The sequence below is a fragment of the Bacterioplanoides pacificum genome (assembly GCF_042648445.1).
GTDB classification, from domain to species: Bacteria; Pseudomonadota; Gammaproteobacteria; order Pseudomonadales; family Oceanobacteraceae; genus Bacterioplanoides; species Bacterioplanoides pacificum.
Genome location: NZ_JBHRYB010000013.1, coordinates 449,587 through 473,021, shown reverse-complemented (window position 1 = coordinate 473,021; position 23,435 = coordinate 449,587). Strand labels below are relative to the sequence as shown.

At 51.5% G+C, this 23,435-nt stretch carries 26 protein-coding genes and 1 pseudogene; 19 read left to right on the top strand and 8 right to left on the bottom strand.

The window, feature by feature from the left end; all coding sequences use genetic code 11:
* Nucleotides 1-16: 16 nt before the first annotated feature.
* A complete protein-coding gene (locus tag ACFOMG_RS13450) occupies nt 17-463 on the bottom strand; it encodes an acyl-CoA thioesterase (protein ID WP_376867310.1) in 447 nt (148 codons plus the stop codon).
* 209 nt (nt 464-672) lie between these two features.
* Here ACFOMG_RS13450 and ACFOMG_RS13445 point away from each other — a divergent pair, with 209 nt between their 5' ends.
* From ACFOMG_RS13445 to ACFOMG_RS13425, 5 genes and pseudogenes are all read left to right on the top strand, one after another.
* Nucleotides 673-1,551: a crotonase/enoyl-CoA hydratase family protein gene (locus ACFOMG_RS13445; protein WP_376867309.1), complete on the top strand. Its 879-nt coding sequence runs from the start codon at nt 673-675 to the stop codon at nt 1,549-1,551.
* A 164-nt stretch (nt 1,552-1,715) separates the two neighbouring features.
* The gene (locus ACFOMG_RS13440; protein WP_376867307.1) at nt 1,716-2,366 is read left to right on the top strand and encodes a hypothetical protein; all 651 of its coding nucleotides are present in this window, start codon (nt 1,716-1,718) and stop codon (nt 2,364-2,366) included.
* Between the two features lie 2 nt (nt 2,367-2,368).
* Nucleotides 2,369-3,460, top strand: coding sequence for a rhomboid family intramembrane serine protease (locus ACFOMG_RS13435; protein WP_376867305.1), 1,092 nt, complete (start codon nt 2,369-2,371; stop codon nt 3,458-3,460).
* Nucleotides 3,459-3,566, top strand: a pseudogene (locus ACFOMG_RS13430) (secondary thiamine-phosphate synthase enzyme YjbQ); the annotation flags it as partial. The gene ACFOMG_RS13435 and the pseudogene ACFOMG_RS13430, both read left to right, overlap by 2 nt.
* Nucleotides 3,563-4,492, top strand: coding sequence for a bestrophin family protein (locus ACFOMG_RS13425; protein ID WP_376867304.1), 930 nt, complete (start codon nt 3,563-3,565; stop codon nt 4,490-4,492). The pseudogene ACFOMG_RS13430 and the gene ACFOMG_RS13425, both read left to right, overlap by 4 nt.
* Before the next feature lie 75 nt (nt 4,493-4,567).
* On the opposite strand, the gene ACFOMG_RS13420 is transcribed toward ACFOMG_RS13425, so the two are convergent.
* Nucleotides 4,568-5,683, bottom strand: a complete 1,116-nt coding sequence (locus tag ACFOMG_RS13420; RefSeq protein ID WP_376867302.1) for an NADH:flavin oxidoreductase — start codon at nt 5,681-5,683, stop codon at nt 4,568-4,570.
* A 25-nt stretch (nt 5,684-5,708) separates the two neighbouring features.
* Nucleotides 5,709-6,341: a TetR/AcrR family transcriptional regulator gene (locus ACFOMG_RS13415; RefSeq protein WP_376867300.1), complete on the bottom strand. Its 633-nt coding sequence runs from the start codon at nt 6,339-6,341 to the stop codon at nt 5,709-5,711.
* A gap of 178 nt (nt 6,342-6,519) precedes the next feature.
* On the opposite strand from ACFOMG_RS13415, the gene ACFOMG_RS13410 reads away from it, so the two are divergent.
* The 3 genes from ACFOMG_RS13410 to ACFOMG_RS13400 all read left to right on the top strand — a co-directional run bounded on the left by ACFOMG_RS13410 (nt 6,520) and on the right by ACFOMG_RS13400 (nt 7,481).
* A complete protein-coding gene (locus tag ACFOMG_RS13410) occupies nt 6,520-6,789 on the top strand; it encodes a type II toxin-antitoxin system Phd/YefM family antitoxin (RefSeq protein ID WP_376867298.1) in 270 nt (89 codons plus the stop codon).
* On the top strand, nt 6,790-7,080 hold the full coding sequence (locus tag ACFOMG_RS13405; protein ID WP_376867296.1) for a type II toxin-antitoxin system RelE/ParE family toxin: 291 nt from the start codon (nt 6,790-6,792) through the stop codon (nt 7,078-7,080).
* A 110-nt stretch (nt 7,081-7,190) separates the two neighbouring features.
* On the top strand, nt 7,191-7,481 hold the full coding sequence (locus ACFOMG_RS13400) for a hypothetical protein (RefSeq protein ID WP_376867293.1): 291 nt from the start codon (nt 7,191-7,193) through the stop codon (nt 7,479-7,481).
* Between the two features lie 41 nt (nt 7,482-7,522).
* Here ACFOMG_RS13400 and ACFOMG_RS13395 read toward each other — a convergent pair whose 3' ends face one another.
* The 4 genes from ACFOMG_RS13395 to ACFOMG_RS13380 are packed head-to-tail and all read right to left on the bottom strand — an operon-like array spanning nt 7,523 to nt 13,783.
* On the bottom strand, nt 7,523-9,142 hold the full coding sequence (locus ACFOMG_RS13395) for an ABC transporter ATP-binding protein (RefSeq protein ID WP_376867291.1): 1,620 nt from the start codon (nt 9,140-9,142) through the stop codon (nt 7,523-7,525).
* Nucleotides 9,139-10,587 (bottom strand): ABC transporter permease, encoded by a 1,449-nt coding sequence (locus ACFOMG_RS13390; RefSeq protein WP_376867289.1) that lies wholly within the window; start codon nt 10,585-10,587, stop codon nt 9,139-9,141. Before ACFOMG_RS13390 ends, ACFOMG_RS13395 begins: the two co-directional genes overlap by 4 nt.
* Nucleotides 10,584-11,555: an ABC transporter permease gene (locus ACFOMG_RS13385; RefSeq protein WP_376867287.1), complete on the bottom strand. Its 972-nt coding sequence runs from the start codon at nt 11,553-11,555 to the stop codon at nt 10,584-10,586. The genes ACFOMG_RS13390 and ACFOMG_RS13385 overlap by 4 nt, the downstream gene beginning before the upstream one ends.
* Nucleotides 11,555-13,783 (bottom strand): ABC transporter substrate-binding protein, encoded by a 2,229-nt coding sequence (locus ACFOMG_RS13380; protein ID WP_376867286.1) that lies wholly within the window; start codon nt 13,781-13,783, stop codon nt 11,555-11,557. The genes ACFOMG_RS13385 and ACFOMG_RS13380 overlap by 1 nt, the downstream gene beginning before the upstream one ends.
* A 144-nt stretch (nt 13,784-13,927) precedes the next feature.
* On the opposite strand from ACFOMG_RS13380, the gene ACFOMG_RS13375 reads away from it, so the two are divergent.
* The 9 genes from ACFOMG_RS13375 to ACFOMG_RS13335 all read left to right on the top strand — a co-directional run bounded on the left by ACFOMG_RS13375 (nt 13,928) and on the right by ACFOMG_RS13335 (nt 21,321).
* Entirely contained in the window at nt 13,928-14,449 is a 522-nt protein-coding gene (locus ACFOMG_RS13375; RefSeq protein ID WP_376867284.1) for a DUF3087 family protein, read from the top strand.
* Nucleotides 14,450-14,551: 102 nt separating this feature from the next.
* Complete coding sequence (gene thrC / locus ACFOMG_RS13370; protein WP_376867497.1) at nt 14,552-15,955, top strand: threonine synthase; 1,404 nt, start codon at nt 14,552-14,554, stop codon at nt 15,953-15,955.
* Nucleotides 15,956-16,040: 85 nt separating this feature from the next.
* Nucleotides 16,041-16,199 carry a hypothetical protein gene (locus ACFOMG_RS13365; protein ID WP_376867283.1) on the top strand — a complete coding sequence of 53 codons (159 nt, stop codon included), beginning with the start codon at nt 16,041-16,043 and terminating at the stop codon, nt 16,197-16,199.
* Nucleotides 16,200-16,259: 60 nt separating this feature from the next.
* Nucleotides 16,260-16,733: a DUF2947 domain-containing protein gene (locus ACFOMG_RS13360; protein WP_376867282.1), complete on the top strand. Its 474-nt coding sequence runs from the start codon at nt 16,260-16,262 to the stop codon at nt 16,731-16,733.
* 206 nt (nt 16,734-16,939) lie between these two features.
* Nucleotides 16,940-17,404, top strand: coding sequence for a bacterioferritin (bfr, locus tag ACFOMG_RS13355; protein ID WP_376867280.1), 465 nt, complete (start codon nt 16,940-16,942; stop codon nt 17,402-17,404).
* 24 nt (nt 17,405-17,428) lie between these two features.
* Nucleotides 17,429-17,896, top strand: a complete 468-nt coding sequence (gene bfr, locus ACFOMG_RS13350; protein ID WP_376867277.1) for a bacterioferritin — start codon at nt 17,429-17,431, stop codon at nt 17,894-17,896.
* Between the two features lie 172 nt (nt 17,897-18,068).
* The gene (locus tag ACFOMG_RS13345) at nt 18,069-18,833 is read left to right on the top strand and encodes an ATP-dependent zinc protease family protein (RefSeq protein ID WP_376867275.1); all 765 of its coding nucleotides are present in this window, start codon (nt 18,069-18,071) and stop codon (nt 18,831-18,833) included.
* The gene (locus ACFOMG_RS13340) at nt 18,830-20,380 is read left to right on the top strand and encodes an inactive transglutaminase family protein (RefSeq protein ID WP_376867273.1); all 1,551 of its coding nucleotides are present in this window, start codon (nt 18,830-18,832) and stop codon (nt 20,378-20,380) included. Before ACFOMG_RS13345 ends, ACFOMG_RS13340 begins: the two co-directional genes overlap by 4 nt.
* A complete protein-coding gene (locus ACFOMG_RS13335; RefSeq protein WP_376867272.1) occupies nt 20,377-21,321 on the top strand; it encodes an alpha-L-glutamate ligase-like protein in 945 nt (314 codons plus the stop codon). Before ACFOMG_RS13340 ends, ACFOMG_RS13335 begins: the two co-directional genes overlap by 4 nt.
* Before the next feature lies 1 nt (nt 21,322).
* On the opposite strand, the gene ACFOMG_RS13330 is transcribed toward ACFOMG_RS13335, so the two are convergent.
* Complete coding sequence (locus ACFOMG_RS13330; protein ID WP_376867270.1) at nt 21,323-21,562, bottom strand: hypothetical protein; 240 nt, start codon at nt 21,560-21,562, stop codon at nt 21,323-21,325.
* 190 nt (nt 21,563-21,752) lie between these two features.
* Between ACFOMG_RS13330 and ACFOMG_RS13325 the strand changes: the two genes are divergently transcribed.
* A complete protein-coding gene (locus ACFOMG_RS13325; protein WP_376867268.1) occupies nt 21,753-22,637 on the top strand; it encodes an NAD(P)-dependent oxidoreductase in 885 nt (294 codons plus the stop codon).
* Nucleotides 22,634-23,428: a hydroxypyruvate isomerase family protein gene (locus ACFOMG_RS13320; protein ID WP_376867266.1), complete on the top strand. Its 795-nt coding sequence runs from the start codon at nt 22,634-22,636 to the stop codon at nt 23,426-23,428. Before ACFOMG_RS13325 ends, ACFOMG_RS13320 begins: the two co-directional genes overlap by 4 nt.
* The last annotated feature ends 7 nt before the right edge of the window (nt 23,429-23,435 follow it).

Here is a 23,435-nt window from a genome sequence, read left to right as displayed (position 1 = left end):
TTGCTAAGCGAGTGGGTTAGTTACTTAACCCGGTCTCTTCATCAAAACCATCCAGCACAGGTATCGGGCGTTTGTCGTCGCCGATAGCGACAAAACTGAACACTCCGGTAATGGCTTTTTGTACGCCGTCACGATACATGTCTTCAACAAAAATATTGACCTCTACTTTCAGAGAGGTGCGGCCAACGTGAATAATGTCGGCCACCAGTTCGACCACCGAACCTTCCGGAATCGGATGAGTAAAGTCGACTTTATCTGAAGAGACGGTAACCAGGCTTTTACGGCTGAAGCGGGTAGCGGCAATAAACGCGGTTTCGTCCATCCAGCTTAACGCCTGGCCACCAAACAGGGTTTCGTGATGGTTGGTGGTAAACGGAAAGACTGCTTTAACTACATGCGTTTTGGCCGCGGCGATGCGTTTGGCAATCAGTTCATCACGCAGGCGTTGTTGCTGTGGACTCATAATGCTGGGATCCTCTGACAGGGACGATTGGATAAATCGACCTTGGTATAGGTCAAATCGGGTCAGGGAGTATAATCGAGTCGATCGGCCGGAGCACCTGAGAATCTTTCATAGCCAGGTTAAAATTATTTAAAGGTCTGCGTAATTGATCATTTTGGCCAGTGAATCGTGCAGATTGGTCATAGTATCCCGCCGTTGGCTGTGGAATTATGCGCTTTGAACGCCGCCAGGCTAACCCGATGGATACACCCGCCGACTGCTGTGAGAGCATCATGACCGATAAACCGCGCGTATTATTAGAAGTAAAAGATCACATCGCTTACGTCACCCTGAACCGGGAAGAGAAGCTGAACGGCCTGGATATGCCGATGTTTCGCCAGATGATCGCCACGGCGAAAACGATCCGCAAAGACCGCAGCATTCGCTGTGTGATTTTGTCAGCGAATGGCCCGTCTTTTTGTGCCGGACTGGACTTCGGTGCGTTGAATAAAGAACCCAGTATGGTGGCCAAGGTATTTCTGAAATGGCCATGGACTAAACTAAACGTGGCACAGGAAATTGCCCATTGCTGGCGTGACTTACCGATTCCGGTGATTTCTGTGGTACACGGCAACTGCTTTGGTGGTGGTATGCAGATTATTCTGGCGAGTGATTACCGCATTGCCACACCGGATGCCAATTTGTCGATTATGGAGATGAAGTGGGGCCTGATTCCGGACATGAGTGGCATGGTGACTCTGTCGCGCTTAACCCGCATTGATATTGCTCAGGAGCTGACCATGACCGGCCGGCAGTTCAGTGCGCAGGAAGGTTATGACTACGGTCTGATTTCAAAACTGGCTGAAGATCCGATGGCGGAAGCCCAGGCGCTGGCTGCAACCATTGCCAGCAAATCGCCGGATGCCATTGCTGCCACCAAGTACCTGTTTAAGAAAACCTGGAAAGCCGATACCTGGAAAGCATTGCGCTGGGAGCGCTGGGTACAGGCGCGTTTGCTGGGACGTAAAAATCAGATGATTGCGATGAAAAATGGCCTGGCAAAAGGTAAAGAGGCAAAACCTTTTGTTGATCGTAAGTCGTTCCGCTAGCGCAGTGAAAGAGATTCGCAGTATGGGACAGGTTTTCCAGCGTTAGCCGGGTGTTTATTTTGTGCACTGCTTTACCTTTTGCCGTTATTTGCCTTTTGCGCCCGGTTTGACTCTGATAGCATCGGCTTTTTGCTAAGTCTGTCAATAAATGCAAGGAGAAGCGCATGTCTGAACAGCACCATAATCGCCTGGATCACAGTGAACTGACCAACTCGGGTTTCTGGGTGGGGCATATTCTGATGATTATAGCTACCATCGCCGGTGTGTATCTGGCAGCTCAGACCGGTCTGCGTCAGGCGATTGTGTTTGAAGAAGTGACCTCCACCGAAAATAACTTTTATCTGCGTCAGTCCTTGTATCAGGAAGTGCGGGACAATGTTGAAATTCTGCGTGAGTACGATGCAAACATCCTGCGCCGCCGTCTGACTGTAAACCAGGTAAGAGATAATTCTCCCCGTATCAGTCATTATATCTGGGAAACTATGAAATATTCTCAGGCAACGCTGGAAACCCCCAGTTACCTGTTAGGATCTGTGCGTCGCTTTTACGCCCGGGTTGACGATATCGTTGCCAAGTGTGAAGCGTTTGTGATTGGACCGACATATGGCTCTAAATTGTTGAATGCTGAGCTTGATAAAATCGAACAAGAACTGTTGCCAAAGTTAAAAGCCAATGTTGATGAGTTGGCCGTCACCTTGGCGGGTTATGGGGTTGAGGTTGAAGTTGAACCTTACGTTACCGAAGCCGATCAAGTTGCGAAAACAGAATCAACAGATACTCCGGCAGCCGCGAAAAAGGAATCAGCCGGAAACTGATCATGAGCTACAAATATTGCCCCCACTGCTATAACGAAGTACTTGATATCACCCATTACCACGGTGAGGAGCTGGACGTCTGTCGTCGTTGCGCCGGTGCCTGGTTTGAACGGGGGGAGCTGAATGGTCTGATTGCTGAGGTTAATCAGCAACCCGACCATGAAGGCTTTGAACAGATATTGGGTGAGCGGCTGGGGCGTACGGAATTACGCTGCCCCAGCTGCGATGATGTCCATTTACACAATTTTCGTCTGTTGCATGACTATGATGTGGAAGTGGATATCTGTCCGGAGTGTGACGGCGTTTGGGTTGACCACGATGAAATGGATAAAGTGGAACACTCGCCACGTATCCGCCAGGCGCTGGATGATCTAAATAAAAAGGTATCGGTAAAAAGCTGGTTGTTTCAGGCCGTGTCGCGCTTTCCGGTGGAATATAATGTAAAACCACACCGCTTACCGCTGGTTACCTGGTTTTTATTATTGGCGAATACCGTTATTTTCCTCGCTTACGCATTCGATATCGATACCCAGTTGTGGTTGTTTGATCATTTTGCCAGCCGGCCGCTGGACCTGGCTGCTGGGGATGAATGGTGGACCCCGCTGACGGCCACTTTTTTACACGGTGATTTCCTCCATCTGCTGGGCAATATGTATTTTCTGTACATTGTTGGCGATAACCTCGAAGACGTCCTTGGCCGTTTCCGTTTCCTGCTGTTGTATCTGCTGTGTGGTATTGGTGCCAGTCTGGTCAGCGTCGCCATGAACTGGAACAGCCCGGTGATGAGTGTTGGTGCCAGTGGTGCCGTTGCTGCATTATTTGGTATGTATTTAATCTGGTTCCGGTTTGCCAGTCTGACCTTTATGTTTCTGGTGTATCAGAAAAAATTATCACCGCTGTGGTATTTCGCTATCTGGTTATTATTGGATAACGTGTTTGCCATGATTGTTGATGGCCGTGGTGTTGATTATTGGGCGCATATTGGTGGTTTTGCCGTTGGTGTGGGTGTTGGCCTGTTGCTGAAAGACTTTGTTCACCGGCGTAACCCGATGGTGCGGTTTTTATCGGAAGAAAGTGTTGGTATCCGTCGCTGACAACCGATTAAATATCGGAACCTGGCAGGGGATTTATCTGGGTGAGCACCGTGACCATGCGAGTGCACGGCGGCTGCTCATAACTCTGCAGGGAGAAACCTTATGATTGTTCGTGATCGCCCCAGTGCGCTGGCCTTGTTATTTATTGTGCGTGGCTCTGTGGTGCCGCGTATTTTGCCGCATCTACTGGTGCTGGCGTTGTTTGCTACGGCTGTGGTGGTGTTACATCATCAGCAGTGGGTTGTGCTGCCGGAGTTTTCTCTGGCGCCGTTTGCATTGTTAGGGATCGCGTTATCGATTTTTCTCGGTTTTCGTAATAACGCTGCTTATGACCGCTGGTGGGAAGGGCGTAAGCAGTGGGGCGAAATGGTTTATAAAATCCGTAGCCTGGCGCGCTCCAGTGAAACCTTACTCGACTTAGAGGCGGAAAACGGCCGTGCCGGTGAATTACGGCGTCAGTTATTACATTGGGCAGTGGCACATTGTCATGCGTTACGGGCAGCGGTGCGTAATGAACAATGTGAGGCGGCACTGATCGAGTGGCTGGGGGAAACCGATGCCGAACAGGCGCTGACACATAAAAATGTTGCGGATTATTGTTTGCGCCGTGCCGGCCGGGTTGTTGGTAAATTATATCGTGATGGCAATATTGATGCGATTGGCTTGCGTATTCTCGACGAACACCTGACGCGTTTATCCGGGGTTCAGGCGGCCAGCGAACGTATTGCGACAACGCCGTTACCGTTTGCTTATACTTTGCTGACCCATCGTACGGCGTATTTGTATTGTTATTTATTGCCGTTTGCGCTGGTGACGGCAATGGGAGGTTATGCCGTGTTATTCACTCTGGTGGTGGCGTATACCTTTTTTGGTCTGGATGTTTTGTCTCAGGAAATGGAGGACCCGTTTGGCCGCGAAGCGAATGACTTGCCGCTGGATGCGTTATGTCGGGTGAACGAAATATCAGTGGCCGAGTCACTGGGCCGGACACCACCGGAGATATTAATGCCGAAAAATCACCGCCTGGAATGATGCTGTTCTTTTACCCGACTGCGGCAGCAAACAGAGATAAGCCCCGCTGAAAGCGGGGCGGAATCAGCCGGGTAATTACACCAGTTGCATCAATGACTGTTTGGAATAATCTTCCAGTTCGTCATAACGGCCGGCTTTAATTTTTAATACCCACTCAGGGTCCTGTAATAACGCCCGGCCAACCGCAACCAGTTCAAACTCGTTAGCGGCCATACGTTGGTTGAGTTCTTCAAACGACGCCGTTTGTACTCCGGAAGCATCAACCATATCGCGTTTTTCTTCATCGATAAACGACGCGTTCAGGCCCACGCTGCCAACCGTAATGGCGGGTTTGCCGGTGAGTTTTTTCGTCCAGCCAGCCAGATTTAATTCAGAACCTTCAAATTCGGGTTCCCAGAAACGGCGGGTAGAGCAGTGAAAAATATCAACACCGGCTTCCACCAGGGGTTTCAGAAATGCCCCCAGTTCTTCCGGGGTATTTGCCAGGCGCGCTTCATAATCCTGTTGTTTCCACTGTGAAAAGCGGAAAATAATCGGAAACTCGTCACCCACCCGCTCGCGGATTGCGGCAACAATTTCGCAGGCAAAGCGGGTACGGGCGACTAAATCACCACCGTACTGATCTTCACGCAGGTTGGTACCGGCCCAGAAAAACTGGTCGATTAAATAGCCGTGGGCACCGTGTACTTCGACGGCATCAAAGCCGACATCTTTGGCATCCGCCGCTGCCTGAGCGAAGGCTTCAATGACTTCCTGAATATCTTCCTGCGTCATTGCCACGCCATTTTCTGTCCCCGGTTTGACCAGGCCAGACGGGCTGTAACCCGGCACTGATTCGTCCGGTTCCACACCTTCTTTACGAATAGCGCCGACGTGCCACAGCTGAGGTGCAATTTTGCCACCTTTGGCATGGACGGCATCCACCACTTTTTTCCAGCCTGCCAGTGCGTCTTCACCGTAAATAAAAGGCACGCGTGGGTAGCCGTTAGCCGCTTTATGACCAACACAGGTGCCTTCGGTAATAATCAGGCCAACGTCGTTTTCGGCCCGGCGCTGATAATATTGCACCACCATATCGTTCGGTACATTGCCCGGCGAATAGGTACGGGTCATCGGTGCCATAACGATGCGGTTTTTCAGGGCCAGCGGGCCCAGTTCGATGGGTTCAAATAATGCGGGTGTATGGGTCATAACTTTATCCTGTTGCGGATGGCCATCAGGCCGTTTGCCATTGTGATAACAGTAATTTCATACTGTGCTGAAAATAGGATTGTCCTTGCTGAGCGCTGTGTGACTGGCCATTCTGGTGGCTGCCGTAAGCACTTAAGCGGGCGTAATAGAGCGCACCTTTACAGCTGTGAATAAACAGCCGGGCCATCTCTGCGGGGCTGGCCAGAGCGTGAATTTCGGCGTTTTGCTGGGCCTGGCGGATAACCTGCTCAACCCAGTGCAGTTCAAATTCGGCCAGTCCGGCCAGTCGTTGCTGCATGCTGTCCGGCAGGCGTAATAACTCGCTGTTGAGGGCGCTCACCGGGCATAACTTCTGCTCGCTGAAGGTGTGGCGGGCGGCGGTGGCGAGGTAATGATTGAGCTTTGCCAGGGGGGAGTCATTACTGGCATCAAAGTGATCGAAGCCCTGTTGCAGCCATTGCTCGGTCCAGTCACACAGTGCCAGGCCGAGGTCCTCTTTCTGGGCAAAGTGGTGGTGCACACTGGCCTTGTTAATACCCAGTGCCCTGGCCAGGTCCTGATAACTGAAACCACTGAAGCCTTTTTCGCGCAGCAGGTCAGCGGATAGCTCCAGTATCTGCTGTTTGCGGTTTGGCTGGGTGGCGTGATTTGCGGACATAAGGTTGCTCGTTGTTCGGTGTACCGACAGCCTACCTACTGGTAGGTAGGCTTGAAACGAGTCAAAAGTGCCAAGATAAGAGGTGAGAACGGTTAATCCGATGTAATTAAGCGGTCAGTTGGATTGACCGCACCTGTTAACTGGTGCTAATTGTTGGTCTTATTGTAGGAGATACCCCATGGTTGTTAAATTCTCAGAAGATGTTGTGCCATTGTCTGACCTTAAGGTTAATCCCGGAAAGGTTGTTGGTCATGTTCAGGAAACCTGCAGGCCCGTGTTGCTAACCAGTCGTGGTCGCGGTGTAGCCGTGGTTCAGGGGTTGGACGAATACGAAAAAACAGCTGAAGAGCTGGCATTTGTAAAAGCCGTTGCCCAGGGATTGATGGATGTTAAAGAGGGCGATACCGTTTCCTTAGACGATGCAAAGGCGGCACTGGGGATCGCATAAATGCACGTTCGTATCGCCAATTCGGCGTTGCAGGATCTAAAAGCGATTCAGCGCTATTACCGCGAACAGGACGCTGCCAGTATTGGCCAGCAGTTTGTGACAGACATTGTTCACAGGCTGGAAAGGCTCAAAACGCATCCGGAATCAGGTCGTGTGGTACCTGAGTTTGAAGCGCAGCATATTCGCGAATTAATCCATCCACCGTTTCGGGTGGTGTATCTTCTTGATAGTGATGACATTGTTCTGATTCGGGTCTGGCGTAGCGAAAGGCGGCTGCAATTACCGGAATAGGCTTGTACCGAACTAATCGCTGGCAGAACTCTCGATTGACTTCATGGCAGGCTGAAAGCGTACCTTAAGTGCAGGTCGGCAGGCGAAAATGATGAAGGTGAGGAGGGTGTATGAGCGACGATTGTAACGTTATTCCGTTTCCGGCTGACAGCCGACATTTAACCGATGAATACAGCCGGCTGTTTCTGGCGCTACTGCTGAACAATATCAGTCAGGCCTATCACCTCAATCATCAGTTTGCTGCTGAGCAGCTAGTGGCGTATCTGCCCGGGCTGCACAGTCTGACCAAAGCGGTTATTCATCAGATTCAGACCGAGCCTGCGACGGCAAAGCTGGCTAATACGTTATTGGCGGAGTCGATAATTAATAGTTTCACAGAGGCCGGGTTGGTACAGCAATAGCGCTGATAAACCGCTATTGCTGCCAATCCGGCGTTTGTACGTCACTGAATCCGCGGCGCCGCCGCCAGCAGCTCTTTAGTGTACGCATGTTGAGGATTGCGCATCACTTGCTCGGTCGCGCCCTGTTCCACAATTTCACCATTTTTCATCACTGCCACCTGGTGAGCCAGGTGCGGGATAATGGATAAGTCGTGGGTGATAAACAGATAGGAAACGCCCAGCTCCTGTTGCAGCTGACGTAACAGTTCCAGCACCTGGCCTCTGATAGAAACGTCCAGTGCTGAGGTGGGTTCGTCACAGATAATCAGTTTGGGGTTGACCGCCAGTGCCCGGGCGATAGCAATACGCTGGCGCTGGCCGCCGGAGAATTCATGGGGGTAACGATCCAGGTGCTCCGGTAACATGCCGACCTTCATCAGCAGGCTTTGCATCAATTGCTCACGCATGGAGGGGTCTTTTTCTACGCCCAGCGATACCATGCCTTCTTCGATGATTTCACGAATACTCATCCTTGGATTCATCGATGAAAACGGGTCCTGAAAAATAATCTGAATATCTCGCCGTAACGGCAAAAACTCACGCCGGGTCATCTGATCAATGCGTTGCCCACGGAAATACAGACCACCATCGTACACCGGGTTAAGGCGTAAAATGGCTTTGCCGGTGGTTGTTTTACCACAACCCGATTCACCCACCAGTGCCAGGGTTTCACCGGCATTAATACTGAAGCTGATATTGTTAACCGCCTTAGTGTGGCCGACTGTCCGTTGCAGAATGCCTTTTTTCTGGGCAAACCAGACTTTCAGTTGTTCAACTTTCAGCAGTTCGTTGCCGTTGTCTGTGGTGGTCAGAAACTGGTCCTGTTTGGGTAATGAATGAATCAGACGCCGGCTGTATTCATGTTTGGGGTCAGAAAAAAACTGATCGCGGGTGGTTTGCTCAAGGATTTTCCCCTGTTGCATCACGGCCACCTGATCGGCCATTTCATGCACCACACCCATATCATGGGTAATTAATAACACGCTGAGGTTGCGTTTTTTACGCAACTCATTCAGTAACTGCAGCACCTGTTTCTGAATGGTAACGTCCAGTGCGGTGGTGGGCTCGTCAGCAATTAATAGCTGCGGCTCACAGGCCAGTGCCATGGCGATCATAACCCGTTGCTTCTGTCCGCCGGACAGCTGGTGTGGGTACCAGCTGAGGCGTTTTTCCGGCTCAGGAATCCCCACTTCCGTCAGCAGCTCAATAATATGCTGTCGCACATCGCCAGCGGCGACCACCTGATGCAGTTCCACCACTTCCTGTAACTGCCGGGCAATGGTCTGCACCGGGTTCAGGGACGTTTGCGGTTCCTGAAAAATCATCGCAATTTTGCGGCCACGAATCGTATTCATGCCTTGTTCGGTGCGGGCGAATAAATTGTCATCTGTCAGCCAGATCTGGCCCGCCTTGATCGCCAGCGCATCATCCAGTAAACGCATGATCGCCAGTGACGTCAGGGATTTTCCCGAACCGGATTCACCGACCAGGGCAAAAATTTCACCGGGATTAATCGCAAAGCTGATGTTGTCGACCAGTGTTTGCTGTGTTGCGCCGCTCAGGCCGACGCTCAGATTTTCTACCCGCAACACGGCCTGAGGCGCTGGAGTCTGAGACGTCATGATACACTTCCTTCTGTTGTAGCGGGCGAATGTCCGGCTTTATCCTGCTGTACCAGTCTCGGGTCGAAGGCATTGCGAACCTGATCAGAAAATAAATTGGCTGCCAGCACCAGGCTGAACATAAAAACAAAAGCCGCCGATACCGACCACCAGACCACCGGATCCCGTGACAGTTCTGAGCGGGCGGCATTAATCATATTGCCCCAGCTGCTCATACTGGCATCGACCCCCACTCCAATGTAAGACAACACCGCTTCGGCCAGAACAAAGCCGCTGAAATCCAGTACCAGGGCGATCAGAATAATATGAGTAACGTTGGGTAAAATGTGTTTGCCGATGACCCGTGGGTGAGACACACCAAAAGCATGAGCGGCCTGGACGTAATCGAGCTGGGAAATTTTTAATGTTTCCGCCCGCAATAACCGGCATAAACCGGTCCAGCTGGTTAAGCCGAGAATGGCGCACAACGCCAGAAACTTAAAGTCGGCACGAATCACAGTGAGGTTAAACTCTTCGGCGTGGGTTTCGATATACACATCGATTAACAACACCGAGGCCGCGATTAATAAAATGCCGGGAATGGAACTTAACGTGGTGTAAATATATTGCACCACATCATCGACCCAACCTTTGAAATAACCGGCGCTGATGCCGAGAACGATGGCCAGCGGTAAGGTCAGCAGTGTTGCCAGAGTGCCAATCAGAATACCGGTACGTACGGCTTTAATACTTTGCACCAGAACGTCCTGGCCAACTTTATCGGTACCGAAAATATGGTACACGCTGCCCAGCTCCAGCAACCAGCAACTGCTGACACTGAGAATGGCAAAGGTCCAGTAAGCACTGCGCCAGGGAACGGCAGTCTGGCGATGGCGCATTACCCAGCGGTGAACGGAAATCAGCAACAAAGCAATGGCCAGACCTTTTACCAGCGCCAGCGCGCTGCGGCTGATGATATCCGTCAGTTGTTCATCGTCGTGGTTCAGGTGCTGGCCGGCATGCACCAGACGGGGGTAATCACGAATGATATTGCCGGCTTTATCCTGGGTATTTTCTTTGGCAAAGGAATACAGCGAGAAGGGGGCTGAATAGGTGGTTTCCTGATTGCTGTTGATATCCGCCAGAATAACATCCAGCAGTGAACGGACTTCGCTGTCGTAAGCGGTTACGCTGAAGTCAGCCGTGTTGTTGTCTGCCGTGTTGTTGTCAGCCGTGTAGTTGTCAGTTTGTGGTAATGCTTCGCGAAAGTGTAAAGAATCGAGCAGAGCGATGGTGACATAAAATAAAATCACCATAAAACTCGACAAGCCAACCCGGGAGTGGAATACCAGGCTCCAGCGCTTTTTTGCCTGCGGGTTATTACGCAGCTGCAGTGCAAATAAGCCCAGCGCCAGTACCAGCAGGAAGATCAGGGTATCACTCCATAATAAAACCGGTTTAATCATGACAGGCGCACCCTTGGGTCAACTAAGGTGTAGGAAATATCGGTTAACAGCAGGCCAATGATATACAGCACTGAACCTAAAAAGACCATGGAACGGACAATGGCGAAGTCCTGAGCCTGAATCGCATCCAGGGTGTAGCTGCCCAGTCCGGGAATACCAAAAAAAGATTCCATTAATAATGATCCGATAAATAACGAAGGAATCACCACCACCACGCTGGTGAGGATCGGAATCATGCCGTTGGGCAATAAGTGTTTAAATAACACGTTAAATTCGGATACCCCTTTAGCCCGGGCGGTGCGGATATAATCGCGGGTGGCTTCCTCAAGGAAAACCGTGCGGTATAACCGGGTACCGGAACCGATACCGGCGATCACACCAATGATGATGGGGAGAATCAGAAAGCGCAGGCCATCAAGGCCACTGAGGTAACCTGAAATCGGTACCAGGTTCCAGGTTTTGGCAAACAGATACTGGCCACCAATGATATAAAACACGCCTGAAATTGACAGCAGTACGACACACAATGTAACGGCGGCAATATCAAACACGCTGGCGCGGAACATAACGATCAGTAATGCAAAAATAATATTGACCGACACACCGATAACAAAAATCGGCAGCTGCACGGCCAGCGACGGCCACATCCGTTGCTGGATATCTGCACCGATACTGCGGCCTTCATCGGACTTGCCAAAATCGAATGCCAGCAACCGTATCGACTTGTCAAAGAAAATGGTGTCCGTCAGCGGGTTTTCACTGTCTGAGTTGATAAACAGCGGTTTATCGTAACCCCGTTGTGCTTTCCAGTTATCAATAGCTTGTTCGCTGATGTGTTTGTCGCCAAGGTGAACCCGGGCCATCTGGTCCGGTGAATTAACGACAAAAAACAACGCAAAAGTAATGATGTTAACACCGAGAAGAATCGGCAGAGCGTATAACAAACGACGGATAATATAGGACAGCATCAGTGGTTATCTCCTTGTTTGTTATTATGTTCTGAGGTGATTACCCGTGTTTGACGCTGTTTGAAGGCACGGTAACCCGGGATAGCAACGGCCAGGAAAATCAGCGTTAACAGCACCAGTGGCCAGATAACCGGCTGGTTCCATTGCTGTTGTTGCTGGCGGCGTAATTCGGTGTCAATGCGGCGGTATTTAAAACTCATCTTTGAAATACCGTGTGGTTTGGTGTTCTTCACCCAGGCATTGCTTAAGGCATAGGAATGGATATGGAAACCGCTGGCCCAAGGCATGTCATGATGCAACAGCGCTTTCATTTGCTGAATAATTTCCAGTCGCTCCGGTGAGTTTTCCATTAACTGCATTTTTTCAAACAAGCGGTCGTATTGCGGATTTTTATAGTTGGCGGAGTTCACTCCGGATTTAGAGCCAACCTGGGCATTGGGGCCGTATAATAAAAACAGAAAGTTTTCCGGGTCCGGGTAATCGGCCAGCCAGCCCCAGTAATACAGCTGTGCGTTGCCGTTTTCCATCTTGTCTTTAAAGCGGTTGTAGTCGGTACCGCGGATGTTCAGCTGCAGGTTGAGTTTCTTAAACTGTTTTTTAATCCATTGCAGCCGTGCCTGGTCGCCGGAGCGAGTGATGGTATCCAGATTAATAACCAGCGGTTCGCCGGTTTCAGCATCGCGACCGTCCGGATAGCCGGCTTCGGCCAGCAGTTGCCGGGCAACGTCAATTGATTTGCGCACCGCACGGTATTCGCCGTCCGGCCCCTGGCGCCAGTCAAATACCTGCTGATTGATGCCCAGTGGCCCGGGCTGGTAGCCAAAAATTCCCGGTGGTATCGGACTCATTGCTGTTTCACCCCGGCCATTGAGGAAGATCGCGATGTATTCTTCTTCCTGATAGGCGATAGCGATGGCCTGGCGTAACTTACGCCGTTTGTCATCATAGCCGCCCACGATCGGATCGAGCATATTAAAACCGAGATAATAGGTGCCGGGCTGAACCGCTTTATCCAGGCGGATACCACGCTCTTTTAACTCATCGCTGAGATCAATACCGCTGCTGCCGACGTTAACCGCCTGATCAAAGCTGTCGCTGCCAATGCCGGAGCGATCGTAATAGCCCTGCAGAAATTTAGTCCACACCGGGATCGACTCTTTTTCCAGCCGGAAGACGGCTTTGTCGATAAAGGGCATGGTTTTACCGGCATCGTCGAGTAAGCCTTTTTCCGCATCACCGGGTTCTCCGGAGGTGGGGTAAGGTTCACCGCGAAAGTTCGGGTTGGTTTCAAGAATGATTTCGGCGTTGGGATTGTTTTCCGTCATCATAAAGGCGCCGGTACCCACCGGGTGCCAGTCGAGGGTGATGTTTTTTTCCGGTAGTCCGGGCAGGTGATAAAAACGATCGACCTGCCAGGGAACCGGGGCAAAAAAGTGGAACGCCAGCCAGTATTGAAATTGTGGGTATTTGCCTTTCAGGGTGATGCTGAAGCTGAGGTCATCAATCTTTTTGACACCCGCCATATCAAACTGACGTAAGTCCAGCCAGGCGTTTTTATCCAGCGTTTCCCGGGCTTTGGCGATTGCCGCGCTGGTGTCCGTCATGCCAACAATGTACTGGCTTAACAAGCCACGCAGCGGAGCCAGGCGTTGTGGATCGGCCAGTCGTTTTATCTGATAAATATAATCGTCCGCGATTAAGGTCTGGCTGCCACTCTGGTCGAAGTCTTTCAGCGTACGGTATGCGGCGGACTCTTCGGCTGACTGAAACCGATAAACAAAGTCGCCGTTGTTGTCGCGGGCGAAAGCCGGGTGTGGCTGATAACGAATACCCGGGCGGATTGTAAAGGTATAACGGCTGAACGCCGGTTGTTGTGCATCGTCTGGCAGAGGCTGTTGTTGCTCATCCAGATAACGGATATCCGGCATCCTGGTTAACGTCAGCGGGATCAGCTGATAGGGGCGTTTTAAGTAATGGTACTGCAGTGGTGGTTCGTAGATCTGGTCGATAAACACCGATTCATCAGCGCTGTAAGAGCGGGCCGGATCAAGGTGTTTCGGGCGTTCGGCAAAGCTGGAATAAAGAATAATGTCGTTATCCGGGTTGTCCGGGTGAGGGTTGTTCCAGTTGTTGTCTGAACAGCTGGTCAGGCTAACCAGGCATATCAGAATAAACAGGTGGTGCAGATTAGGTAGCGCTGCGGATAAACGTCTGGCCAGATTCATCATTGTTCTCAGTTTGGTCAGGACTTGATCGAATGCTATTCGGTTTGGTTGTTTTTTGTTGTCAGCCTGACTTTACCACAGAAAAATTGCTTGTCAGGCGTTACACTGTCGCGGTTTTCAGACAGCAGTGCTAACCGGACCCTGATTATGGAATTGAAACAGATCGATAAATGTTTGTACAAACGTCGCCTTAACCGCTTTCAGGCGGCCCTGGTGGCGGGGTTATTTATACTTGGACTGGGGTTTTCCAGCTTGTATATCGAGCTGTTCAGCCAGCCCGGCGAGTCCAACTTTGTGCTTAACCTGGCCGGAGTGATCAGTGCGCTGTTCGTGGTGGCGGTGGCGGCGAACCTGGTTAAAAACAAACCCTGGATGGCGGAAATCCGTTATGTCTGGCAGCTGAAGCAGGAACTGAACCGGATATATCGTGCCAGCCGTAAGCTCGAAGCGGCACTGCAGCAGGATGACGATGAGGCGTTATTACAGCGGGCGCTGGTTATCCGTTATTTCAGTTTGCACGGCTCGAAACATCTGTACCAGCTGGAAAACAATACCCTGACGCTGGATGATCTGAACCTGCAGATAGCAGAGTTTGATCAGCGTCTGGCTGCGCTGGGCAAAACCATCCGCCCGGAAGACTATCAGCCACAGCTGCTGGCGGGCCTCTGACGCCCGGCTGGCTCTGTGGTGCTGAGGAAGGTGGGTGCTTTATAGCAGCGCTCGCGTTAGAATACGATGAATTATTTTCAATGATTTGGCCTTGTGAGCATGATGAAATACATCTCCACCCGTGGTAATGCCCCGGAACTGACCTTTGAAGAAGTGCTGCTGACCGGACTGGCAGCCGATGGCGGCCTGTACGTGCCGAAAGAAGTACCTACCTTTTCAGCGGAAGAAATCGCGTCCTGGCGTGACCTGCCCTATACCGAGCTGGCGCACAAAGTGTTGTACCCGTTCGTGGAAGGTTGTGTGGATTCAGCGGCGCTGAAAACCATGCTGGATGAGGTGTATTCCGGCTTTGGCCATAAAGCCGTGGCGCCGTTGCAGCAGATTGATCATAACGAATATGTGCTGGAATTATTCCAGGGGCCAACGCTGGCATTTAAAGATTTTGCACTGCAGCTGTTAGGCCGGTTGCTCGACTACGTGCTGGAACGTCGTCACGAAAAAGTGGTGATTATGGGCGCCACTTCGGGTGACACCGGTTCTGCTGCGATTGAAGGTACTAAAGCCTGCCGCAACGTGGATATTTTTATTCTGCATCCACACGGCAAGGTGTCCGATGTTCAGCGTCGTCAGATGACGACTGTGGTGGGCGACAATATCCATAATATCGCCATCGAAGGTAATTTCGATGATGCTCAGGATATGGTGAAAGCCAGCTTTGGCGACCAGAGCTTCCTGCGTGGTGAGCGTAAACTGGTGGCGGTAAACAGCATCAACTGGGCACGCATCATGGCTCAGATCGTGTATTACTTCTATTCGGCTCTGAACCTCGGGGCACCAGAGCGCGCGGTAGCTTATTCCGTACCGACCGGTAACTTTGGTGATATTTTTGCCGGTTATATGGCGAAAAAGATGGGCCTGCCGATTGAGCAGTTAATCATTGCCACCAACAGCAATGACGTTCTGCACCGCTTTATGAGCAAAAACCAATACGAAGTCCGGCCGCTGAAACACACCATCACGCCGTCCATGGATATTGCGGTTTCCAGTAACTTTGAACGCCTGTTGTTTGATTTGTACGATCACGATGGTCCGGCTCTGGCAGAGCTGATGGCGCGTATGAATGCCAAGCAGGACATAGTAACGCTGGACGAAGACAAGCTGGCCAAAGCCCGTGAGCTGTTCGACAGCCAGGCGGTGGATGAAAATGAAACTATCGCCACCATGCAACAGGTTTATGATGAAACCGGTTACCTGCTGGATCCGCATACCGCTGTGGGTGTTAAAGCTGCACGGGATTGCCGCCGCAATCAGCAAATTCCAATGATTACCCTGGGGACAGCACACCCGGTGAAATTCGAAGAAGCGGTCAAACGCGCAGGCTTTGATGTTCCGGCGCTGCCTCATCACCTTGCGGATCTGATGGAGCGTGAAGAGAAGCTGGATGTGTTACCGGCAGAGCTGGCCACGGTACAAGGTTTTATCGCGGAAAAAACCTTCCACGACTAAGCCGTCAGTGAGCCGTGTCTGCTAACGGCGTTACCAACAGGCCGTCCCCGGGCAACCGGGGGCGGCTTTTTTATGCCCTGGATTTATGGTGCATAATACCGACTCGCAAAAACGGCTGGAGCATAATGAACCGGCGGTGTCGCAGGGCACCACCAATCACATTATTAAAAAGCTGGTCAGAGAAGCCGACAGTGCGCTGTACCAGGCCAAAGCCGGAGGGAAAAACTGGGCGGTCAGGTTCTGACGGTGATGTGGTTTCTTCGTCCGCGGCCGGGTGGTACTCTTGCGCCTCTGAGAGGGTATTATGAACTATATTCCACTACAAGATTATAAACAGGGCTGGATTTTCCGGCATCGTGAAATGCCGGTTGATAGCGCCGACCTGGCGCAGATTCAGCCGCTGGCGAGCGATTCGTCGCAACAATTCTGGCGCCAGCATCTGAGCAAAGAGGCTACCCACGCCAGTCATTTTCTCAGCGATGACTGGCCCTCGCAAAACGGTGTCTGGCTGGAAAAAGGTGAGTGGCAGACCTTATGGGAAAGCGATCATGATGAGTTGCCTGAGCTGATCGCCGGACACTGTCAGTGGGATGACAATACCACCGTATTTTTCTGTTACGACATGCAGAATATTATTCAGACTAAATGGCAGTTGTTTCGTCGTTACTGGAAGAATTTTTTATTCTATGACGATGCGGTGTTTTTGCTGGGAAAAAAACGTGATCAGGTCGTTCGGTTTGACTCGGATGGCAGTTTTGAAATTGGTATTAAACCCTGATAATTAATGCTAATCGCTATCAGTCTGGTTCCATAAATCCTGCCGTCAGGCGGGATTTTTTTATATCTTTATATTGAGTTAGTTATCTTGTTTTTAAATGAGAATGCAGCGCTTTATTATTCAATTTAGCTTCTTCTCAATATGCTTGCGAAACCCGTCAGGCCTTTATAGACTGGTCTGGTAACTAAATCAGGGGAGATCATCCGATGCAAGGAGATCCAAAAGTTAATGAATATCTTAATCAGATATTAAGCATCGAACTGACGTCGATTAATCAGTATTTTCTGCATGCCAGAATGTTTAAAAACTGGGGCTTAAATGCATTAAATGACAAGGCTTATAAAAAATCCATCAAGGATATGAAACAAGCCGATAAACTGATTGAACGTATTCTGTTTCTGGAAGGTCTGCCCAACCTGCAGCGGTTAAACCGTTTACGTATCGGTGAAACAACAGAAGAAATGCTGCAGTGTGATCTGGATCAGATTGAAGAACAGCTGCTGGTACTGAAAGAGGCGGTCGCGTATTGCGAGTCGGTTAAAGACTTTGTTACCCGCGATTTGTTACTCAGTATCGAAGAATACGAAGAGGAATACCTCGATTGGCTGGATACTCAACAGCAGCTGATTGCCCAGGTAGGTATCGAAAATTATTTGCAGTCCATGATGTAAGGACACCAAGGCGAGGTATAAATTATGCGTGGTAATCAACAGGTTATTGAAAAACTGAACGAGCTGCTGGCCGGTGAGCTGAGCGCCATGGACCAGTATTTTATCCATTCCCGGATGTATGAGGACTGGGGCCTGGGTAAGTTGTACGAACGTATCGATCATGAGTTTGAGGATGAAAAAGGGCACGCCTCTAAGCTGATTGAACGCATTCTGTTTCTTGGTGGTACACCGGATATGGTCACCCGGGTGCCACTGAATATCGGTAAAGATGTGCCAGCAATGTTGCAGAGCGACCTGAACCTGGAATATAAAGTGATCGACGATTTGCGTGATGTGATGGCATTGTGTGAACAAGTGCGTGATTATCAGACCCGGGACATGTTGCAGGTGCTGCTGGATGATACTGAGAATGATCACACTCACTGGCTGGAGCAACAATTGGGTCTGATCGGCAAGATTGGCCTGCAGAACTATTTGCAATCGCAGATGTGATGCGGAATAGTCTGTTTCAGCCAAAAAGCTCCCACGGGAGCTTTTTTTGTGCCTGAATATCGCGCTTTGTCCCGAGTAAGTGAAGTACTTCCCTAATTATCAATGTCGATGTTCAGGATAACAGCGCCTTATGCTTAAATGCCGACCATCCGAATCAGCACTGGAGACGATTATGCCCCGCAGGGCAGCCAGCTTTGTTCTTATATGTAGCCTGTTAAGCGTGACCGGCTGCAGTATTTGGCCTTCCGCAGAACACCGTGCCGTCACGGAAGGCAGTATCCGCAGTACACTGGAACAGGTAGTCAGTGAACAGGAAGCCCGTGAAATACAATGCACCGATACGGCAGTGGTCGACAGCCGGTTGCAGTTGCAGGGTGAAACCTTAGAGCGTGTCAGTCAGCAGTTGCAGATGTTAACGGCTGCCAGCCCGGCGCTGGCGACGGCAGATTGTCCGCCGGCCGCCGCACCCAGCCGTTCGCTGGACGGTAAAACCCTGGTCGGAGCAACGGAATGGATTTATCTGGCCCCGCCGGGTCGCCATTATAAGGCCCGTGTCGACAGCGGTGCCGCAACGTCCTCACTGAGTGCGATTAATATCCAGAAATTTGAGCGCAACGGTCAGCCCTGGGTGCGTTTTGATCTGCAACACGACGACGACAGTGATGCCACTCATATCGAAGTTCCGCTGGAGCGTCATGTCCGTATTCGCCAGGCATCGGCTGATGAAATTGACCGTCGCGCGGTGGTGAAACTGACCGTTAACCTGGGTAGCGGCTTACAGCAGGATACCGAATTTTCCCTCACCGATCGTTCTGAAATGACGTACCCCATCCTGCTTGGGCGCAGCTTTCTACGCGATATGACGCTGATTGATGTTGGTCGCCGTTTTGTGCAGCCAAAATTTATTCCTGATGATGCAGGACAACCCAAACCATGACTTCATTACGAGTAAATTTCCCGCGTTTCCCGCTGTTTATTGCGGTGGTGGTGCTGCTGGCGATTGGTATTACCCTGATCCTGCATCGCCATTGGGTGTACGAAGTTCCGCTGTTGTACGGCGAAACCCAGACCATCTGGTCGGTGGAGGCCAGTGTTGAGTTTGATGCCAGTGGCAACTCAGTTAAGGTTTCCATGGCACGACCGGAGGATCAGGACGGTTATACCGTGCTGAAAGAAGCCGGTGCATCACCAGGCTATGGACTGAATTTTATCGACAGTGATAATCCGCGGGCAGAATGGACCATTCGTGCTGCCAATGGTGCTCAGGAACTGTTTTACCGTGCGGAGGTGCTGGTAAGTCAGCAGACCGAGCGCCAGCAACCTTTGCCGGCGCCGGAGTTGCTTCCGGTGAGCTGGCCGGAGCCGTATGCCACCGCGGCCAATACCGCACTGATGCGGGCTTACAAGACCTCGGCCGGGAATTTCAGTCTGACCCGGGAGTTGCTGAAGCAATTTTCCCGCAGCAATCCGGATCAGGATATTCAGCTGCTGAAAACCCACTTTGGCAATGACTTGCCAGGCTTAATTGTGGATATGTTACACAAGGCCCGGGTTCCGGCAACGCTGGTGTACGGTTTACCCTTACAGGATGGCCGCCGGCGCCAGAGCCTGGTACCTATGTTGCGGGTCTGGGGACAGGAACGCAGTGAAGTGTTCCATTTGCCGGGTGAACATCTAAGTCAGTTATTGACCAGTCAGAATATTCCGATCCTGATGTGGGAAAATCAGGGCGCGCCGGTATTGGATGTGATTGGCGGCGAAAATTCTCAGGTGCGTTTTTCCATGATCCGCCGGGAAGAATCGACTTATGCCAATATCGCTGAGAATATTTCCAGCCAGCACGATTTTCTGAACTTCTCTATTCACAGCCTGCCAATTGAGGAGCAGGCGATGTTCCAGACCATTCTGCTGATGCCGATCGGTGCGCTGATCGTGTGTATTCTGCGGATACTGATTGGTATCCGAACCTCGGGGACCTTTATGCCGGTTCTGATTGCCCTGGCTTTTATTCAGACTTCACTGGTGACGGGGCTGGTCGGCTTTTTACTGGTGGTTGCCACCGGTTTGTTTATCCGCAGTTACCTGTCGCGGCTGAACCTGTTGCTGGTGGCGCGGATCACCGCAGTCATTATTACCGTGATTATGATCATCGGTATCTTCAGTGTGTTGTCGTATAAAATTGGCCTGACGGAAGGCCTGAAAATCACCTTTTTTCCAATGATTATTCTGTCCTGGACCATCGAGCGTATGTCGATTCTGTGGGAGGAAGAAGGTGGCCGGGAAGTGATGGTGCAGGGCGGAGGCAGCTTATTGACTGCCGTACTGGCCTACTGGGCAATGAGTGATCCCTGGATTCGTCACCTGACCTTTAATTTTATTGGCATTCAGTTTGTGATACTGGCGCTGATCCTGATGATTGGTTCCTACACCGGCTACCGTATTCTGGAACTGCATCGCTTCCGGGTGATGGGTGAAACCTCATGATGGTGTTTCCCTGGCGGCTGAAACGCAGCGGTGTATTGGGTATGAATCGCCGTAATATCAGTTATATCAGCCGTTATAACCCACGTCATCTGTATCCGCTGGTGGACAATAAGCTGAAAACCAAACTGCTGGCGCAGGAAGCCGGCATCGCTTCTCCGGCCTTGATCGGTGTGGTACGCAGCCAGCATGACGTTAACTTTATGGCTGATATGCTGGCGGATGTCTCAGGCTTTGCCATCAAGCCGGCCAAAGGCAGTGGTGGTAAAGGTATTCTGGTGCTCAATCAGGCCGACCAGGGCTTTGTGAAAAAAAGTGGCCAGGCACTGACAATGGCCGAGCTGCAGCGCCATACCTCTAATATTCTTGCCGGTCTTTACAGTCTGGGCGGCACGCCTGATATTGCCATTATTGAAGAGCTGATTGAGTTTGATCCGCAGCTGGCACGCTATTCGTTTGAGGGCGTCCCGGATATTCGCGTCATCGTTTGTCGCGGCTATCCGGTAATGGCGATGATGCGCCTGTCGACCCGTCAGTCGGATGGCAAAGCCAATCTGCATCAGGGAGCGGTGGGTGTCGGACTGGATATTGCCAGCGGCCGACCATTAAAAGCGGTACAGCACGGTGTACCTGTGACTCACCACCCGGATACCGGCTGTTCCATCGACGAGCTTGAGTTACCGGACTGGACCGAATTACTGGAACAGGCAGCCCGTTGTTATGACGTCACGGGGCTGGGGTATCTGGGAACGGATATGGTGTTGGACAAGCGCAGTGGACCGGTATTGCTGGAGCTGAATGCCCGCCCCGGCCTGGCGATTCAGGTGGCGAATGGCAACGGCTTGCTACCGCGCCTTAAACGTATCGATGCGCTGACAGATGTGGAGGTGGCATTACCGGCTGCCGAGCGGGTAGCCCGCAGCCGTGAATGGTTTGCCAGCTGAGCTATTCTAATAAGCCGTCCAGGCCGGAGCTGAGCGAGTCCAGAGCCGCCAGATCGGCCAGTGCTGCTTCGCTATCCAGAGCAATTGACTGAGCGACCTGGCGCGGAAATGTATCGCGGATTTCGTCGTCGCTCTGTTGTGCTTCATCGATGCTGGCCGTTTCGGCAGGCATCGCAAGACGGATCAGCAGCTGACCGATTGAATGCAACATGCCACAGGTAAAGGCGCTGCGACTCTGCAAAAGTGCTTGCCATATTCATCGTTATTTTATCCTTTGCTGCCTGATTTAAATCATCGGCGAGGATTTTTCTGGCTCTGTAATTCGCCTGCCATGGTTTGGCGCAAAGCGGTGTAAATTAGCGTTCAGTAAATAGCGGACTATTTGATATTATCGCGGCCACTATCTTATCGCTGCGGAAACACGGCCTGTTATGCAACACACGCGTATTGGTTTTATCGGTATGGGGCTGATGGGGGTACCTATGAGCCGCCGGTTATTGGCTGCCGGCTATTCACTCACAGTATGGAATCGTAGTCGCAATAAAGCAGAACCGCTGGCTGCTGCCGGAGCGCAGCTTGCCGACGATCTGAAAACGCTGGTCAGCAACAGTGATGTCATCATGTTATGTGTTACTGACAGTGATGCGGTAGAGCAGCTGGTATTTGCTGAGAAGGGTCTGGCCTGTTACCTGCGACCGGAGCAACGGCTGGTCGATTTTTCCAGTATTGACCCTCAGCGCACCCGCGACATGGCAGAACGATTGCAGCAACAATGTGGGACATATTGGGTGGATGCTCCGGTATCCGGCGGTGTCGCGGGGGCCGAGCAGGGCACGCTGGCGATCATGGCCGGCGGTCGTGAGCAGGATATTGAAGCGCTGCGGCCACTGCTTGAACCTTTGTCGCAACGGCTCACCCGTATGGGCGACTGTGGTGCGGGTCAGGTTACGAAAATCTGTAACCAGATGCTGGTCAGCTGTAATGTTCTGGTGATGGCTGAAATGATGGCGCTGGCAGAAAAGTCCGGTGTTGATGCCAGCCGTATTCCGGCTGCGTTACAGGGCGGGTTTGCCGATTCTATTCCGTTGCAGCTCACCGGGCCGCGGATGGCCGGGAAGGATTATGAGCCGGTTAAATGGCACGTTAAAACATTATTAAAAGACCTGGATATGGCCGCGCAGCTGGCCAAAACCATGCAGAGCTCCACCCCGATGGCTGGCTTGGGGGCCGAGCTGATGAGGCTTCATGGCAGTCAGGGCTACCTGGAACGGGACCCTTGTACGCTGGTGGAGATGTATACGGAGAAAAACGATTGAAACTGAGCGCTAATTTATCGCTGCTGTACCCTGAACTGCCATTTCTGCAACGTTTTGCGGCTGCTCGTGCAGACGGCTTTCGTGCGGTGGAAATCCAGTTCCCTTACGATACACCGATCGCAGATATTCGTCGGGCGCTGGACGACCATGGTCTGCGTTGTGTCTTAATCAATGTGCCGGCCGGTGATCTGATGCTCGGAGGAGAGGGGCTGGCAGCGGTGCCGGGGAAGCAGGCGGAATATGCAGCTGCGCTGGTGGAGTGCCTGGCGTATGCGCGGGCCTTGCAGGTACAGTGTGTGAATGTTCTGCCTGGCCGTTGTAGTGATGAAAATCAGAAGGTGTTTTATCTCGATACCTTTAAAAAAAATCTGGCTAAAACGGCCCAGTCGCTGGCGCCTTTTGGTATCACCACCACCTTTGAAGCCATCAATACCCGCGATATGCCGGGTTTTCTGATCGCCTTCAGCCAGCAGATGTTTGATATTGTGCGTGAGCTGAATATGCCTTCCGTGCGAGCTCAGTACGACGTATACCATATGGCGATGATGGGGGAGGATGTGTGTGACGTCATTACCCGTTACGCTGACCAGATTGGCCATATTCAGTTTGCCGATACCCCTCAGCGAGGAGAACCGGGCACCGGTATGCTCGATTTTAAGTCGATTTTCCGGGCCATCGAAACGTCGCGTTACCAGGGTTGGGTGGGAGCGGAATACAAACCGAGTAATAAAACCAGTCAGACGCTGGAATGGAAGAATAAGCTCGCCAGTGCGGTTGCCGAATGCAGCTGACCGCTGT

Excerpts from the sequence above, each read along its gene's own strand:
- ACFOMG_RS13405 (WP_376867296.1), top strand. The coding sequence starts at position 6,790 with ATGCACGTTCGTATCGCCAATTCGGCGTTGCAGGATCTAAAAGCGATT.
- ACFOMG_RS13385 (WP_376867287.1), bottom strand. The coding sequence starts at position 11,555 with ATGCTGTCCTATATTATCCGTCGTTTGTTATACGCTCTGCCGATTCTT.
- ACFOMG_RS13440 (WP_376867307.1), top strand. The coding sequence starts at position 1,716 with ATGTCTGAACAGCACCATAATCGCCTGGATCACAGTGAACTGACCAAC.
- ACFOMG_RS13365 (WP_376867283.1), top strand. The coding sequence starts at position 16,041 with ATGGTGCATAATACCGACTCGCAAAAACGGCTGGAGCATAATGAACCG.
- bfr (WP_376867280.1), top strand. The coding sequence starts at position 16,940 with ATGCAAGGAGATCCAAAAGTTAATGAATATCTTAATCAGATATTAAGC.
- ACFOMG_RS13420 (WP_376867302.1), bottom strand. The coding sequence starts at position 5,683 with ATGACCCATACACCCGCATTATTTGAACCCATCGAACTGGGCCCGCTG.
- ACFOMG_RS13380 (WP_376867286.1), bottom strand. The coding sequence starts at position 13,783 with ATGATGAATCTGGCCAGACGTTTATCCGCAGCGCTACCTAATCTGCAC.
- ACFOMG_RS13415 (WP_376867300.1), bottom strand. The coding sequence starts at position 6,341 with ATGTCCGCAAATCACGCCACCCAGCCAAACCGCAAACAGCAGATACTG.
- ACFOMG_RS13345 (WP_376867275.1), top strand. The coding sequence starts at position 18,069 with ATGCCCCGCAGGGCAGCCAGCTTTGTTCTTATATGTAGCCTGTTAAGC.
- ACFOMG_RS13435 (WP_376867305.1), top strand. The coding sequence starts at position 2,369 with ATGAGCTACAAATATTGCCCCCACTGCTATAACGAAGTACTTGATATC.
- ACFOMG_RS13390 (WP_376867289.1), bottom strand. The coding sequence starts at position 10,587 with ATGATTAAACCGGTTTTATTATGGAGTGATACCCTGATCTTCCTGCTG.
- ACFOMG_RS13325 (WP_376867268.1), top strand. The coding sequence starts at position 21,753 with ATGCAACACACGCGTATTGGTTTTATCGGTATGGGGCTGATGGGGGTA.
- bfr (WP_376867277.1), top strand. The coding sequence starts at position 17,429 with ATGCGTGGTAATCAACAGGTTATTGAAAAACTGAACGAGCTGCTGGCC.
- ACFOMG_RS13410 (WP_376867298.1), top strand. The coding sequence starts at position 6,520 with ATGGTTGTTAAATTCTCAGAAGATGTTGTGCCATTGTCTGACCTTAAG.
- ACFOMG_RS13400 (WP_376867293.1), top strand. The coding sequence starts at position 7,191 with ATGAGCGACGATTGTAACGTTATTCCGTTTCCGGCTGACAGCCGACAT.
- ACFOMG_RS13375 (WP_376867284.1), top strand. The coding sequence starts at position 13,928 with ATGGAATTGAAACAGATCGATAAATGTTTGTACAAACGTCGCCTTAAC.
- ACFOMG_RS13450 (WP_376867310.1), bottom strand. The coding sequence starts at position 463 with ATGAGTCCACAGCAACAACGCCTGCGTGATGAACTGATTGCCAAACGC.
- ACFOMG_RS13360 (WP_376867282.1), top strand. The coding sequence starts at position 16,260 with ATGAACTATATTCCACTACAAGATTATAAACAGGGCTGGATTTTCCGG.
- thrC (WP_376867497.1), top strand. The coding sequence starts at position 14,552 with ATGAAATACATCTCCACCCGTGGTAATGCCCCGGAACTGACCTTTGAA.
- ACFOMG_RS13395 (WP_376867291.1), bottom strand. The coding sequence starts at position 9,142 with ATGACGTCTCAGACTCCAGCGCCTCAGGCCGTGTTGCGGGTAGAAAAT.
- ACFOMG_RS13425 (WP_376867304.1), top strand. The coding sequence starts at position 3,563 with ATGATTGTTCGTGATCGCCCCAGTGCGCTGGCCTTGTTATTTATTGTG.
- ACFOMG_RS13335 (WP_376867272.1), top strand. The coding sequence starts at position 20,377 with ATGATGGTGTTTCCCTGGCGGCTGAAACGCAGCGGTGTATTGGGTATG.
- ACFOMG_RS13445 (WP_376867309.1), top strand. The coding sequence starts at position 673 with ATGCGCTTTGAACGCCGCCAGGCTAACCCGATGGATACACCCGCCGAC.
- ACFOMG_RS13340 (WP_376867273.1), top strand. The coding sequence starts at position 18,830 with ATGACTTCATTACGAGTAAATTTCCCGCGTTTCCCGCTGTTTATTGCG.